Source organism: Shimia gijangensis (assembly GCF_900142085.1).
GTDB classification, from domain to species: Bacteria; Pseudomonadota; Alphaproteobacteria; order Rhodobacterales; family Rhodobacteraceae; genus Shimia; species Shimia gijangensis.
Map to the genome: position 1 here is coordinate 12,737 of NZ_FQZQ01000032.1, position 14,791 is coordinate 27,527.

Consider the following 14,791-nt stretch of genomic DNA (forward strand, 5'->3'; position numbering starts at 1 on the left):
GGAAATGTGCGCGGCCTGTGATTACTCGACCAGCAAGACGATTTTTCCCAAGTGAGCACCGTCTTCCATCATGCGATGCGCTTCAGAGGCCTTTGCCAACGGAAACGTTGCATGGATGTGCGGACGCATTTTGCCCTCGGCTAGCAACGGAACAACATCTTTGCCAAGTTTGTCCGCGATCAGCGCTTTTTTGTCTGATGGCAAGGGGCGCAGTGTCGACCCCGTCAGAGTCAAGCGACGCCTGAGAACCGAGTTCAGGTTGACGTTCACGTCGCGTCCACCTTGCAATGAAATCAGTGCGTACCGACCATCGTTGGCAAGGCAGTTAAAGTTCTTGTTCGTGTACTCGCCTGCGACCATATCAAGGACCACATCGACGCCTTTGCCATCAGTGAGCGCCATAACTTGTTCTTCCCAATCCGAAGACCGATAGTTGATGGCATGCTCTGCACCATGGGAAACGCAATAGGCGCATTTCTCATCAGATCCGGCGGTCACAATTGGAATTGCACCAAGGGAACGGGCCCGAGCGATGGCATGGCTGCCAATGCCGCTGGATCCGCCGTGAATCAGAACGATTTCACTTTTGTTCAAACCGACGCGCATGACCATGTTGAACTCAACCGTATAGGCAACTTCGGGCAAAGCTGCGGCCTCGGCAAAGTCCAGACCCGCCGGGATTTTCAACGCATGTCGTGCATCGACGGCACACAGACTGGCATAGCCGCCCCCGTGCGTCAGAGACATGACCGGATCACCGATCTTAAAACCGCTGACACCTTCGCCAATTTCGGCGACCGTCCCTGCAATTTCCAATCCGGGCAACGGGTTGGCATCTGCGGGAACCGGGTAGCGGCCAAGTCGTTGGGCCACATCCGGACGGTTTACGCCCGCTGCGCGCACAGCAACTAGAATTTCACCAGCGCCTGCGGTTGGGTTTTCGGCCTCAATCGGGACCAAAACCTCGGGCCCGCCGGGTTCGCTAATACACACGGCTTTCATGATTTCAAACCTCGTCCTTGATTGTATTGCGCAGGGTGCCAAGGCCGGTGATCTCTACTTCAATCGTGTCACCGGGCTTCATCCACAATTGTGGCTCGCGAAACAGACCAACCCCCGAAGGTGTGCCCGTCGCGATAACATCGCCAGGCAGCAGCGTGATAACGGTGGACAGATACTCAATGATTTCACCAACATTGAATGCCAGATCACCGATGGACGTGGATTGAACCTGTGCGCCGTTCAGACGGGTTTCCATGTTGAGGTCTTCGAGCTTGCCGACCTCATCCGGTGTCACGATGCACGGCCCCATGGAGCCGCTGTCTTGAAAGCTTTTGCCAGCCCAGAATTGCGAAGTGTGACGCTGAAAATCACGAATGGACCCATCATTGAAACAGCTATAGCCCGCGACGTAGTCCAAGGCGTCCGCCGCCGCGACATGACGTGCTGGCTTGCCAATCACCACGGCAAGTTCGCCTTCAAAATCGAACTTTTCCGAAACTTTCGGACGGATCAAATCAGCTTCATGACCAAGAACTGAATCCGGGAATCGGATGAAAATCGACGGGTATTTTGGTTTGTCACGACCCGTTTCCTTGATATGACTCATGTAGTTAAGGCCGATGCAGATAATCTTGTCTGGTTGCGTGATCGGTGGCAGCATGGTGACTGTAGCGGCATCCAAAGCCGGATTGGCCTGAGCCGCAGCGTTCAACTCATTCAAGGCACCCGCCGCAAGAACATCCCGCAAAGTTGCGTATTTGGCGCGAAATACGTCCCCCGCATCGTGAATGCCCGCGTCGGTCGATACGCCGTATGACGCCGTGCCATTTTCCAAAGTGTAAGAACAGATTTGCATCTTGTGCTCCTGTGTGTTCGTGCGTTTTGTTTGAATTTTCGTGTTTTACAGATGCCGGTTTCAGGTTCCTGCAACGATCCCATCAAGCCAGGCACATCCGGTGGGGTCTGGGGCCCGCACTCCGCGTCTGGAGGCGTCCAGGGCCATGTCTTTCAGACGGCGGCGTGTTTCAGAATCTTCCGGCAAATAGAGCCTGTCATGACCCCAAATAGACGGCCCATCAAAGGTCTCGTGGGATTCCCATGTTTCGGGATCTATCTCCAACCCACCCCAGCCATATTCGACAAAGAAACCAGAGGGTGAGTTTGTGTAAAAGGATGTCATATGGTCATTAGTGTGGCGCCCCAGAGTGTAGGCCAAAAGATCCTTTTGCTCTTGCGCCAAATCATAGCCTTGCCCGACATCGTCCAGCATGTTCAGCTCAACCATGAAATGGTGCATTCCTTTGTTGCCGCTGCCGACCATCGCAAACGTATGGTGGCGGCCATTGAGGTGAAAGAAATACAGCTTGTAAGGTTGCGTGCCATAGTCAGAGACTTTGAACCCCAAGAGGTCGCGATAAAATGGCAGTAGCGCCTCAGCGTCACTTACATGTAGTACGGCGTGCCCCATACCCATGGCGCCGGTTTTAAACCCCGAAATAGGGCGTCCGGGCTGAAACGGGTCAGTGGCAATATGCGGATTGCAGAAAACCTCGATCCGGGTTCCCTCGGGATCATGAAATGAGATGGCCCGGCCAACATACCTCTGATCGGCAAAGGCGCGGCTCTCCAAAGTGACTTTGATACCAGCATTATCCACCCGATGCGCCAGCGCCTCAAGATCATCCACCGTGTCGACCTCCCACCCCATAAAGGCCAGTCCTTCGTTAGCATCATTTGAGACAATCAGGCGCTGCTTGTGGTCGTCCATTCGGAAAGCGTGCTGCGCGCCAGATGCATCGATCTGCTGCATGCCCAGAAGGCCGGTGGCGTAACTTGCCCAGTCGTTCATGTGAGACGAATGAATGCCGATGTAACCAAGAGATTTAAGTGTCAATTGTCATGCCTCTAGGGTGGTGTCTCTCCCGGATCTGGCCGAGAGAAACAGGTTTTGAGGAGAGTATGAACGGCTTAGAAAGCGCCGGGGTACTCGCTAAGGGCCGCTTTGAAAGCATCATGGATGGTCTGGCCGTTTTCCGTCGACGCAATCCATTCTTCCGTGGCAACGCTGACCGCAGCACGCCATTCTTCCAACAACTCACCTTCGGCTGCGTTAACAGTGATCCCATCACGCGCCATTTCTTTGACGCCCGAGGCTTCAACGTTGCTGTCAAAGGCCTTGCCAAAAAGATCAGAAAAATCGCCACCCGAATGGGCGTCAATCGCCGCCTTGGCCTCGTCCGGCAGGCTGTCATATTTGTCTTTGTTCATGACAACCAGCATCGCTGTCGCGCCCAGCGGCGCTTGCAGGTAATGCTCGGCCACTTCGCCAATACGGAATGTGCTGACCGCACCCCATTGCGACAAAGTGCCATCGATCAGACCGCGGCTCATGCTTTCGGCAATGGTCGGGCCAGTGATGCCACCTACAGGAACCGACCCAAGGGCTTCCAATGCCGACAACAATGTTGGGCCAGGTGCCCGAAAGCTCAGACCGCTCATGTCAGACGGCTTTACAACGGGTTTGGTCGAGACGACGAAGTTCGGATAACTTGTAAAGATTCCGATCATCTTGAATTTCTTGTAATCGCCCTGAAGCAACCCGTCTTCATAGAGCTTCCACATTGCATTCGACCCTGCCTCCGAGCTTTGTACTAGGAAGGGCAGTTCGCCTACAGTGCCTTCGTCAAATCGCCCCGGCGTATACCCTGGAATAACCCAGCCAATGTCTGCGACCCCATCTTCAACCAGCTTCAATTGTTGAGCCGGGCTGCGACCCAAAGTTCCGCCGGGGAACATCTTGACCTTAATGGTGCCACCCGAGGCTGCCGAGACTTGTTCCGCCCAAGGCGTGAACACGTTTTTTGTCAAAAAGGCGACTGGTGGCTCAAAGCTCGCAAATCGCAATGTGGTCTCTGCGAAAGCAACGGTGGAGCTTAGTCCCGCTAGTGCCACACCGGTGATCAGGTTTCTAAGAATACGCATGTTTCCTCCCAAAAGAATCTGTCTGTCATGTTGATATATCGGGTCCAAACGAAGGCTCACCGCCCTGTATTACATGTGTCCACCAAGTGAACACTTTCTTTGAAACAAGAGTTAACCAATTGTAAATATACGCTTATTTACTGCGTCAAATCACAAAAGGCCCACGAAACGCGGGCCAGTTGAAACAAACCGGATCTGATTTTATCTTAAGATTTGCGGCAACCAAAGCGTCAGAGACGGGATCAAGGTCAGCAACGCCAACCGAACAATGTCAGCGCAAAAGAACGGCATGATCCCGCGATAAATGGTCTTAAGTTTGATGTTTGGATTCATACCACTCAGCAGCATGACGTTAATGCCAATCGGGGGCGTCAACATGCCAATGCCGATCACCACGACGTTGATAATGCCCCACCAGACCAGATCATACCCGAGGTCTTGAATAACTGGGATGACAAAGGGCAAAGTGATCACCATCGCCGCAACTTCGTCGAAGAATGCTCCTAGAAAGATGTAAAGCAAAAGCAAGAGTCCGATGACCACTAGCGGCGGCACATTCAATGCACCAATCGAGCTTACAACCAAATCGGCGCCTCCGGTCACAGAAATGAAATACGAGAAAATGGTCGCACCAAAAATCATCAGGTAGATCATGGCAGTACTTGAACTCGCCTCTCCCAAAACGGCTAGAAATGCCCTTGGCCCCAACCTGCGGCGCATCAGGGCAAAGAGAAAGGCAATTACAACCCCAATGGCGGCTGCTTCATGCACCGTGAAGATGCCCGAATAAATCCCACCGAGCACGACAATCGCCAGAACTGCAACACCCCAGCCCTGACCCAACGCTCGAATTCTCTCCCTGGCAGGCAAACGCTCGCCTTTGGGACCAAACTCCGGGTTCAGATGAAGCTGAACTTGAATGGCAATGATGTAAAATAGCACGGCGATAGCGGCAGGAATGAATGCGGCCGTGAACAAGTTGAGAACAGATTGCTCAGTCAACACGGCATAAAGGATCATCATGCCTGACGGAGGTACAATAATTCCCAAGGTGCCGCCTGCGGCTACAGACCCTGTCGCAAGACTGGGTGAGTAACTTCGCTTGAGCATTTCGGGCAACGCTACCTTGCTGAAAGTCGCAGTCGTCGCCACACCTGAACCGCACACGGCACCAAACCCAGCACTTGCCACAATAGTTGTTGTCGCAAGCCCACCCCGTCGATGTCCGATCAGCGCATAGGACACTTCGTAAATGTCGGTTCCAAGTCCGCCCACTGTCGCCAAACTGCCCATCAGCATGAACAATGGGATGACCGCGATATCAAGATTGGACATTGCTGCGGCGGGTTCCGATGCCATTAGAGATAAGGCGGGGGCCCATCCGGCGATTTGGGCAAAGCCAACGACTCCGACAAGGGCCATGGCGACGCCTAGGGGGACGTGCAGCAAAATCAAAACGAACATGGCAATAACGCCGATCATCGCCAGGGTAAGCGGATCCATTAGGTTTCCTTTCGATTGGAAGAGCGTACTGAGGCTGCTGCCCTCAGAGAGTTTGTTTCTTGTTCTTTTTAGGTGGGAGGGAAGATCCCCTTATCGCGGACCCTATGTCGGTCAGAAGCACGACAGCTTGAACAACCGCCGCAAAAATGATGCAGCCACAAGCAAAGAACCACCACGGCCAGACTTTCCACGCCAAAACCCAAGTGCGCTGGCCCGTTTCAAGCAGATCAGCTGCATAGGGCACGAACTGCCACGCCATCAGCCCGATAAAAACCATAGTGCAAAAGCTGGCAAAAACGACAATCGCTAACCGACCCCGCTGGCCTGCTAGACTACCGAGGACTTCAACCGAGATGCTCTGCTTGTTCACCAGATTTGCAGGAATACAGGCGGCAATCACGACCGCCATGACCACTGAACTGACATCATTCACACCATGGATCGGGTAGGCAAAACCCCATCTAAAAGCCACATCGAGCGATGTCAAAATCGCAAGGATCAAGAGACCCGAGAAACCAACCAAAGCCAGAATTCGAGCCGCTCCGAATAATCGGTTTTGCAGGTTTTCAAAAATCGTCATCTTCCGTGTGGCCCCTGTTCGCATCAATGGCTAACTTGGCAAGGATGTTGACTCATCTCGCCGCAACTGCCACCCAAAGACATTGCATTGTTCACTGAGTGAACAGATCTTGAGGGGGTTTCATGACTTTTAAAAATGTGAGAGCACTTGAGCGCGGCTTAGAAGTTCTGTTGATCGTGAATCAAAAAAATGCGGCCAGTATCAAAGATATAACCAGCCTAACCGACATTCCCAGACCAACCATCTATCGACTTCTTGATACGCTGGAAACTCAAGGATACATCGTCAAAAGTACGACCGACGACCGTTGGCATGCAGCGTTGAAATCCAAAGCGCTTAGTTCCGGTTTTCGCGATGAAGACTGGGTCGCTCGCCACGCGGTGCCTCATATGATCGACCTCGGCAATCGCATTTTATGGCCTGTCGATCTCGTAACATTTCAGAATTTCGAGATGGTGGTACGGGAGTCAACCCATAGCCTGAGCCCATTTTCAATCGACCATGGCGTGGTTGGTCAAAGTTTGCCATTATTGGAAACCTCTGGCGGGCGTTGCTATCTGGCTTTTTGTAACGACACCGAGCGAACCATGATCCTTGATGGATTGAAGAAATCAGGCCGAATGACAGAAGGCTACTTCCAAAGTGAGCTGAACCTCGACTACATGCTAGGGCAAATCCGCGCCCTCGGGTTGGGGTTCCGCCGCGAGGGGTTCCGCGAGCACACGATGAGCTTGTCTGCACCCATTTGGTCAGAAAACCGGGTGATTGCGTGTTTAACAATCATCATCATCGCATCAGCAATGTCGTTCGAAGCAGTGCTGGAAAAACACGCGGAGGACCTAAAGGAAACTGCATCTAAGATTTCTGTCGAAATGCCAACACTGGCGAAAACAAGCCTGTAAGCTAACTTTGATTGATTACCACTTGCGCCGACGATCTTTCAGACATCGCAGTCAGAAACCTCTCAAGGTTCTGGGGGAGTTCCATCCCCTCTTTCTTTGCCCATCTTAGAACATAAAACAGGGCCGCATCAGCGATCCCGAAAGATCCCAAGAGGTAGGGAGATTCCCCCAACATTTTAGAGAGAGTTCGGAGACCCTTTTCGACTTCACTCTGTCCAAAGGCACGAAGATCCTCGGTGCCTTTGTCATCCAGTTGAAATTTTTGCGGCACCTTCACCAGCGTGAAGCCCCGCATGTGAACCGACCCGACGATGAAATCCAATGCTTCAAGCGTACGGCACTGGGTTTCCAACAAATCCGGCCACAAACCCGCTGTTTCGAAACGCTTGGCCAACCAAAACGCTATGGCTTGAAATTCAGTTAGAACCAGCCCATCTTTTCGCATCAGCGCTGGAACCTTACCCTTTGGGTTCTTTCCCAAAAACTCGGGCGTGCGCTGCATGCCTTTCATGACGTCGATAACAACGACCTCATACTCTGCTCTAACTTCTTCCAACAAAAGCAAAATTCCGTCAGAACAACTTCCTGGAGAATGAAACAAAGTGAGCATTTTGGTCTCTTTCTGATTATTTCATGGGCAGATTTAGGAGTTCACGGGTGTTCGCAGCCGAGAGCACCTCAGCACCCAGGTCCCTGGCCATTCGCACAGCCTTCGTCACCATAGCGGCATTTGACGGGGCCTTCATGCCACGATTTAAGAAAGTTGCGTCCTCCATACCAATCCGGACATTGCCCCCGGCGATGGCCGATTGAACAACCATCGGAAACGCCCATTTTCCCGTCGCAAATCCGGTCCATGTCGCGTCCTTGGGTAATTGGTCTCGAGCGTATAGAAGTGTTTCTGGTGAGGGACGAAAACCGAAGTTCACCCCCATCACAATCGAGCACAGCGGGTCCACCGGTAGGACACCCTGTTTTATTAGATGATGCAGGATCGCGATGTCGCCGCTATCAAAAAGCTCAATTTCGGGCCGCACGCCTGCCTTCTGCATCAAATTGGCCATAGTGGAGATCGACTGAACTGTGTTGATGACCGCTTCTCCGCCAAACAGCATGGTGTTTAGATCCAGCGTCGCAATGTCCGGTTTGAGCGCAAGAACATGCTCTACCCGTAATTCAGGTCGTAACAGATTAGTACGCGGCCCAGCAATTGCCGGATCATCATCGGACGGGTGATACCGACCGCCATTTCCCGTAGTCAAATTGATGATCAGGTCGGTCGATTTTTCCCGGATGCGTTCGACAACCTCTCGATATAGTCCGACCTCCATAGATGGTTGTTCTGTCTCTGTGTCACGTACGTGAATATGGACGATAGCTGCACCTTCAGCTTCTGCTTCCAGACAATCGTTTGCGATCTCCTCAGGCGTAATCGGAAGATTTTCGTTTTGGTCGCGGGTAGTGAAATTCCCCACGATTGCACAGGTTAAGAATACTCGGTTCATTGCTATAGCCGACCCATAGATTTGCATTTGTTCCTTGACGAATGACCGACTTGCAGTTGACTGATAAGCCGGAACACCGCGTCTGTTCACTCTGTGAACAGCAATGCGCGATGGGCACTGGCGTGCGAAACAGCGACATCACTGATTAATTGCCCCATTTCTCTTAGGGCGGTTTTAACCAGAACAAACGTCAACCAGCATGATCTCAAATTAAGGCTGTCCCTACGAACGGTTTCAGCCTGCCTAGTTCAAACAAGACACACGATATCAAGTGGGGGGAGCCAAACCGATGCGGTTTTTCGACATTATTGATAAATCGCGTCATTTCGTCTGGGTCGTCTTGAACGCATAGGCTCTCGTTATCACTATTGGAATATCCGCCCCTAAACCAAGAAGAACTCATTGTTTTCTCTCCCTGATTGGCTTCGATCCAAACCAAGACAGATTTCAAAAACTGATCCGACTTCGGCTGACGGAACCGACGACGGTTTGCTTGCGAAAGTCGGAACCAACATCGACCGTCCTGTCATTGAGTTGTACCGCCCCCATATTCTCTCAGGTGACTGCCTGATTGTAACGGGGTATCAGGATTTCTTGTCCTCCCTTTCAATCTTAATGAAAGAGCTTCCAGAGCTGAAAGACCTCGAATGCGAGACAGATATTCGGATTCGGATATCGTTTGGAATAGACACAGGGAATGCAAAGCGACTGACCAATCCGCCGCCAGTCACTGAAGAAATGAAACTCTACTGGCTGGAGCGTTCCGGGCTTCAAGTAGAAGAAGACCATGATCTTTTGGCGGTGCTCGCCAAAAACGCAATCCAGTCTGGAAAAGTCGATCTCCGTGTTTTTGACCCTGACCTTGCCAAGAGTACGATGGGAATTTCAGGCGAGCGGCGATTGCATTCAAAAATAGTCAGCTCACCGGAAGGCGCCGTAGCAGGTTCAGCGAACTTTTCCCGATCCGGTCTCTATAGCAACATCGAATATGCTGACAGCATAGACACTGGAACTCACGATTTTCAGATCGAGCGCAAGAAGGCCGCCGAACAGGCTTGGGAAGCGTCCCTAGATTGGAATTCCGAAGCACTTGAGATTCTGGATAAGCTCATTAAGCCCGTCACGGCTGAAGACGCGATGGCACGCACGATCTCGGAACAAAAGGGATTTGCACCCTGGTTAACAGGAGATCGTAAGGAAATAACGACGCACACTCTTTTCGGCTATCAACAAGAGTTAACCTACGAGGCCTGCTCCATCGTCTATGAACATGGCATTGCATTTGTGGAAGCGCCGACAGGATCTGGAAAGACAGAGATAGGTTGCCATCTGGCGGAAGCCTTGTCCGAAACATTTGCTCATGTAATTCCACGCTCACCGGTTCACGGTGTCGCCCGCAAGAACGCGGCCGTCATAGCGCCTCCCAAGGTCATACCGAGCTGGAACAAGTACTCTACGAATTCCCTTAGGGCGCTGGCCAATACTAAGCTTGCAAGACAGCATTTGCGGGGCGCAGGCGACGAAAACAAATCTGGTTTGAGACTGGATCAATTTGGTGTCCTCATCATTGACGAAAGCCACACTGTATCCCCCGGTTTTGAGCAAGCCTCCCAAATGGCATCAGCCATTGAACTTGCTCCGCCAAGTTGGAACGTCTGCCTGTCCGCAACGCTCCTTGGCAATCGCGACGTCGATTGGTTAACTCACATGCAGGAGAAGCGGGCTTCGATTTTCATGACACCTGCTTTCATCCAAACCATGGGCGAATTGTTTGACAGGGAGACGCAAGCGCCCGTGGACATCTTCAAGCAGGAAGTACCTCTGGCCGTTCTGTCCAAGCCAGAAACGACACTGTCTCGCCAGGCCCGCACTGAACTCTCCGCACTTGTTTCACCGTTTTTGGCACGTCGACAGCGGCATTGCATTGGCGAAAATGAAGACCGAACCAAACACAGCTATCCAAGGCTGGCCAATCACGGGCGCCTAGGCTCCCTTAAAGCTACCCAACCTCAGCGAGCCCGGTTGGAGGAAATCGTTTCTCTTTGCAAAGATCTAGCTCCCGGCGGTCGAGTAACAGCTGTCGAGAAAAGCCGTTTCGGTCATGTGAGCACCCAGCAAAGCACTCAGGATCAGCTATTTATCCGCAACCTATTGAACATCCTTCGAGTAAGTTCTGCACAGGCTCATTGGGAGATGTCACATGGCGCTATAGGAAAATGGCTTCGAGACTTTGAGCGTGGCACCAAATCCAAAAGGCGAGCAACAAACCAAAATCAGTCTGACATGTTCGCTATGATGGGAATTGAAGCTCCTCCCCCAGCCCGAAAATGCGAGTTACTGACTCAAAAGCTTGGTCTGGCCGCACTACACGAACTCGATGAAAAACGGTATGAAGCCTGCCTGAAGATTCAACGATCAAATGAAAGAGTCGTTTTTCTCGCAGAACGCACAGATACTTTGGAAATCTTTGCGGAAGCCCTTTCTCGCAAAGGGCCACATGCCAACTTTGTGGTTGGCAACCAGACAAAAGGCGACGAACGCGCTGTTAGGGCCATCTTCGGGGAGGCCACTGACGGTTTCAAACGCATCAAGCAGGGTAAATCAGTTGAATCTTACTTCCGGCCAGGTGGAAAAAATGCACCGGAAGGACCAGCATCTGTCTTCCTGACATACAAAATGGCTGAAGGCATCAACCTGCAATCGTCAGATACTCTGGTTTTGCTCGGTGTCACTTCCAACCTGAAAGAACTCATACAAGGTCTGGGACGAATTGATCGAATAGACAGTCCTTTCGGAACCGTTAACTACCACCTTGTCGACATACCTGTCGGGCAGTTTGCATCAGATGAGAAGATCGCAAAACGAATTGAGAACTACCGAACGTTGGCCGGCGAAGAGCTCATTGATGCGGTGCAGGAAGAAGGTTCAGAGGACGCGGAAGTGATTTTGGAGAGCGTTGTCGAATATCTACGGTCACCGCGTCGCCTGCGGGATGAAAACTATCATGATGTCCTTTGTCGGACAAAGCAGACGATCTCTCGTGACAGGTTCAGCTTGATAGAAAAGGCCAATATTCAAGGCGCTTGGGGCGCTGAACTGGCACTACTGTCGGCGAGGGAGAGCTTCACAGCGCTTCACTTAAAGGGCGTAAGTAAACCCAATAGTTTTTTCCCGCCACGTTTGCTTTTGCTTCAGAAATCAACATCAGGCGTCACTCTGGTTCGCGACCAACTCACATGTGCAAAACTACTGGAAGCGGCTTTTCAGAGAACCAAAAGCTTGAACATGCACAGTGCGCATGTGTCGGCAGAAGATCTTTCAAGGTCTCTTGAGATCATTTCCTCTCAGATAAGCAAGCTTGCCGAATGGGATCTTCGCCCAGCACGTGTCGAAAGCTTGCTAAAAGCATGTGCTCAGTTCATGAGCCGAAAGAGCGGGAGTGATCGTGATGATCAGGAGTTGTTTGGGCACTTGTCACTGCCAGCAATAGAAATGGTCTGTGAGTCATGGAGCCGTTTACTTGACCCATTTTGGGAGCAAGCAAAACACGAAGTGCGTGACAGCTTTGCCTATGAAGGTCTTCCCAAAGGCTATATCGCCCTCCAAGCCATCCTTGAAAAGCTTGAAAGTGACGTTCACCGCTCCACAGAAATCCATAAGTTAATGAAACAAGTGTTTGCTGAAGCGGACCAGCTATCACAAACCCACGAACCAGAGATCGGAAAGCGGATTTCTGTTGTGTTTTTCTCTGAGGGGATCGGCGAGCGCTGAATTATCTTGGTGCCGAACAATGATACTCAATTGGCGTCCAATACTTGAGTATAGTTGTAAGCGGTGCGCCGGTCACACTGATCTGACGTAATTCCACGGCAGCAGGTCTTTGATGTCAGCCTGTTTGTGGCCTTGGGCGATGGCGGTCAGGATTCCAGACAGGTAGCCGTGCGGTTCGACTGCGTTGAGTTTGCAGGTCTCAATCAGGGAGGCAATCATGGCCCAGTTCTGTGCGCCAGTGTCGTGCCCGGCGAAGAGGGCATTTTTTCTGTTCAGCGCGATGGGGCGGATGGTGCGTTCGACCGCATTGTTGTCGAGTTCGACGCGGCCATCCGTCAGGAACAAGCACAAACCATCCCAGTACTTGGCAATGTATTTGAGGGCCTCTCCGGTCGGGGATTTGGTGGAGACGCGAGCCCGGCCTTGAGCAAGCCAGCCTTCGAAGGCTTCGATGATGGGTTTTGATCGTTCCTGGCGAGCAGTGTACCGGGCATTGGGGCATTGACCCCGGATTTCTTTCTCGATGCGATACAGCGCTTGGATGTGGGCGAGCCCTTCCTGCGCAATCGGGGCCGTGCTGGATTGCGAGACATCGTAGAGCTTGCGCCTTGCATGTGCCCAGCAATAGGCCAGTGTCACCTCCCCATTGGGGCGCCTGAGCAGGCGGTTGTAGCCTGCATAGCCATCCACTTGCAAAATACCGCTGAAGCCGTTCAAAATCTTGTCTGCGTATTGACCGGATCGGCCGGGCGCGTAGGTGAAGGCCACACCGGGTGGATCATCACCGTCCCATGGGCGATCATCACGCGCCAAGGCCCAGAAGTATCCTGTTTTGGTGCGTTTGTGACCCGGCGCCAGAACCGGGGCGGGCGTTTCGTCCATGAAGAGCTTGGTCGACCATTTCAGATCTGCCATCAGCGCCTCATAGACGGGTGTCAGCTCGAACGCCGCCTTGCCAACCCATGCGGCCAGCGTTGAACGATCAAGGTCGATGCCCTGGCGGCTGTAGATTTGCGCCTGGCGATAGAGCGGCAGATGATCGGCGTATTTCGAGACGAGAACGTGAGCCAAAGTGGCCTCTGTCGGCACCCCACCCGTGATGATGTGAGCCGGTGCTGGGGCTTGGATAATACCGTCCTCGCATGAGCGACAGGCATATTTAGGGCGGCGGGTCACGATCACGCGGAACTGGGCCGGGATGACATCCAATCGTTCGCTGATATCTTCACCAATCACGTGGCGCACGGCCCCACAGGTGCAGGTGGTCTCCGGCTCAATGATCTTTTCAATCCGCTCCAGATGCCTGGGCAGTGATCCGCGATTGGTTTGGCGGGGCTTGGGCGGACGTACTGGTGCGGTACGTTCATCGGCATCCACCTCTGCCTCGACCTGGGCGATAGCTGTTTCGATATCTTCGAGCTTCAACTCGAATTGGTCGGGGTCGATCTTCTCGGACTTGGCTCCAAAGAGCGCCTTTTTGAACGCCGCCAGCAGAGCTTCCAGCCGTGCATTCTGATCCTGCTGGGCACGGATGATCGCCTTCAACTCGGTAATATCATCGGGCAATTTATCAAGCGCATTCATGGCCATCGGCATAGCAAAACAAGGAGTAAATGCCCCGTACAAACCAGCCCGTGAGTCACTCCGCCGCAGCCGGAGCCGCCACCTCCAAGGGGCGTACGCGTCGCCAATCCAGACCCGCAAACAGAGCCTCAAACTGCGCCGGTTCCAGACGCATCACCCCGTTCTTGATAGCAGGCCATTTGAAGCTGTTATCTTCGAGCCGCTTGTAGGTCATTACCAACCCCGTGCCATCCCAGTAGACCAGCTTCAGCCGATCCGCCCGCTTGGCACGGAACACATAGACCGATCCATCAAAGGGCTTCTGGCGCAGGTGGTTCTGCACCAGTGCCGCCAGCCCGTCATGACCTTTGCGGAAGTCCACCGGATCAGTGGCCACAAAAATCTGAACCTTGTGCGACGGCGTGATCACCCCGACAGCGCCCGCGCAATCTCGGCGATCCGATTGGCCGGGGTATCACACCCCAGGCGGATCACAACATCACCGTGCACAATCTCAACCGTTGCGCTGGCCACGTCCGGTTCCGAACGCTCCGTTAAAGGTTCAATAACCATGGGTGCGAACACCGGCCCTTGTACCGGCTCAGCATCACCCGGTGGCGCAGGCAAAACCAACTTCCCATCCCGTGCCAAACGCCGCCACGCCGACAAATGATTAGCTCGCAGTCCATAACGCGCTGCCACGTCCTGCACTTGAGCACCATCTTCCAAAGTCTCAGCTACAATGCGCGCTTTCAGGTCATTCGGCCAACGCCGCTGACCCGTCGGGCCGATAACCAGACCAAACTTTGTGAGAAACTCACTGTGATCATCCATGGAGCTACTCCGTGAGGAAATACGTCTCGCACGGAATCGCAGATCATAACGTTATGAGCTACCCCCCGAAATTCGGACACTGACGTAAGCTGCGATTTGTTGTCTGTTGATCTTCAACACGAAGGAGATCGACGATGTCGAAACGGAAG

The 14,791-nt window shown here is 52.8% G+C and carries 13 protein-coding genes; 2 read left to right on the top strand and 11 right to left on the bottom strand.

From position 1 onward, the window contains the following. Window positions 1-21: 21 nt before the first annotated feature. The 6 genes from BUC32_RS18520 to BUC32_RS18545 form a co-directional block, all read right to left on the bottom strand. Window positions 22-1,002, bottom strand: coding sequence for an NAD(P)H-quinone oxidoreductase (locus BUC32_RS18520; RefSeq protein ID WP_073256591.1), 981 nt, complete (start codon window positions 1,000-1,002; stop codon window positions 22-24). A 4-nt stretch (window positions 1,003-1,006) separates the two neighbouring features. Then, entirely contained in the window at window positions 1,007-1,858 is an 852-nt protein-coding gene (locus BUC32_RS18525) for a fumarylacetoacetate hydrolase family protein (RefSeq protein WP_073256594.1), read from the bottom strand. A gap of 60 nt (window positions 1,859-1,918) precedes the next feature. After that, window positions 1,919-2,896: a VOC family protein gene (locus BUC32_RS18530; RefSeq protein WP_073256597.1), complete on the bottom strand. Its 978-nt coding sequence runs from the start codon at window positions 2,894-2,896 to the stop codon at window positions 1,919-1,921. 74 nt (window positions 2,897-2,970) lie between these two features. After that, the gene (locus tag BUC32_RS18535; RefSeq protein WP_073256600.1) at window positions 2,971-3,984 is read right to left on the bottom strand and encodes a TRAP transporter substrate-binding protein; all 1,014 of its coding nucleotides are present in this window, start codon (window positions 3,982-3,984) and stop codon (window positions 2,971-2,973) included. A 201-nt stretch (window positions 3,985-4,185) separates the two neighbouring features. Continuing rightward, window positions 4,186-5,487, bottom strand: a complete 1,302-nt coding sequence (locus BUC32_RS18540; protein WP_073256603.1) for a TRAP transporter large permease — start codon at window positions 5,485-5,487, stop codon at window positions 4,186-4,188. Window positions 5,488-5,530: 43 nt separating this feature from the next. Then, a complete protein-coding gene (locus tag BUC32_RS18545; RefSeq protein WP_073256606.1) occupies window positions 5,531-6,067 on the bottom strand; it encodes a TRAP transporter small permease in 537 nt (178 codons plus the stop codon). Window positions 6,068-6,189: 122 nt separating this feature from the next. Here BUC32_RS18545 and BUC32_RS18550 point away from each other — a divergent pair, with 122 nt between their 5' ends. Continuing rightward, window positions 6,190-6,969 (top strand): IclR family transcriptional regulator domain-containing protein, encoded by a 780-nt coding sequence (locus BUC32_RS18550; RefSeq protein ID WP_073256609.1) that lies wholly within the window; start codon window positions 6,190-6,192, stop codon window positions 6,967-6,969. Window position 6,970: 1 nt separating this feature from the next. Here BUC32_RS18550 and BUC32_RS18555 read toward each other — a convergent pair whose 3' ends face one another. Continuing rightward, a complete protein-coding gene (locus tag BUC32_RS18555; RefSeq protein WP_073256612.1) occupies window positions 6,971-7,579 on the bottom strand; it encodes a glutathione S-transferase family protein in 609 nt (202 codons plus the stop codon). A gap of 16 nt (window positions 7,580-7,595) precedes the next feature. After that, on the bottom strand, window positions 7,596-8,501 hold the full coding sequence (locus tag BUC32_RS18560; protein ID WP_245815217.1) for a BKACE family enzyme: 906 nt from the start codon (window positions 8,499-8,501) through the stop codon (window positions 7,596-7,598). A 375-nt stretch (window positions 8,502-8,876) separates the two neighbouring features. Here BUC32_RS18560 and BUC32_RS18565 point away from each other — a divergent pair, with 375 nt between their 5' ends. Next, entirely contained in the window at window positions 8,877-12,245 is a 3,369-nt protein-coding gene (locus BUC32_RS18565; protein ID WP_073256615.1) for a DEAD/DEAH box helicase family protein, read from the top strand. Window positions 12,246-12,317: 72 nt separating this feature from the next. Here the strand turns inward: BUC32_RS18565 and tnpC are convergent, their stop codons facing one another. From tnpC to tnpA, 3 genes are read right to left on the bottom strand one after another with little or no spacing between them, the layout of a single operon-like run. Further along, window positions 12,318-13,829: an IS66 family transposase gene (gene tnpC / locus BUC32_RS18570; RefSeq protein WP_073256633.1), complete on the bottom strand. Its 1,512-nt coding sequence runs from the start codon at window positions 13,827-13,829 to the stop codon at window positions 12,318-12,320. A 55-nt stretch (window positions 13,830-13,884) separates the two neighbouring features. Further along, on the bottom strand, window positions 13,885-14,238 hold the full coding sequence (tnpB, locus tag BUC32_RS18575) for an IS66 family insertion sequence element accessory protein TnpB (protein ID WP_073256618.1): 354 nt from the start codon (window positions 14,236-14,238) through the stop codon (window positions 13,885-13,887). After that, window positions 14,235-14,642, bottom strand: coding sequence for an IS66-like element accessory protein TnpA (gene tnpA, locus BUC32_RS18580; RefSeq protein ID WP_073256621.1), 408 nt, complete (start codon window positions 14,640-14,642; stop codon window positions 14,235-14,237). Before tnpA ends, tnpB begins: the two co-directional genes overlap by 4 nt. Window positions 14,643-14,791 lie beyond the last annotated feature (149 nt).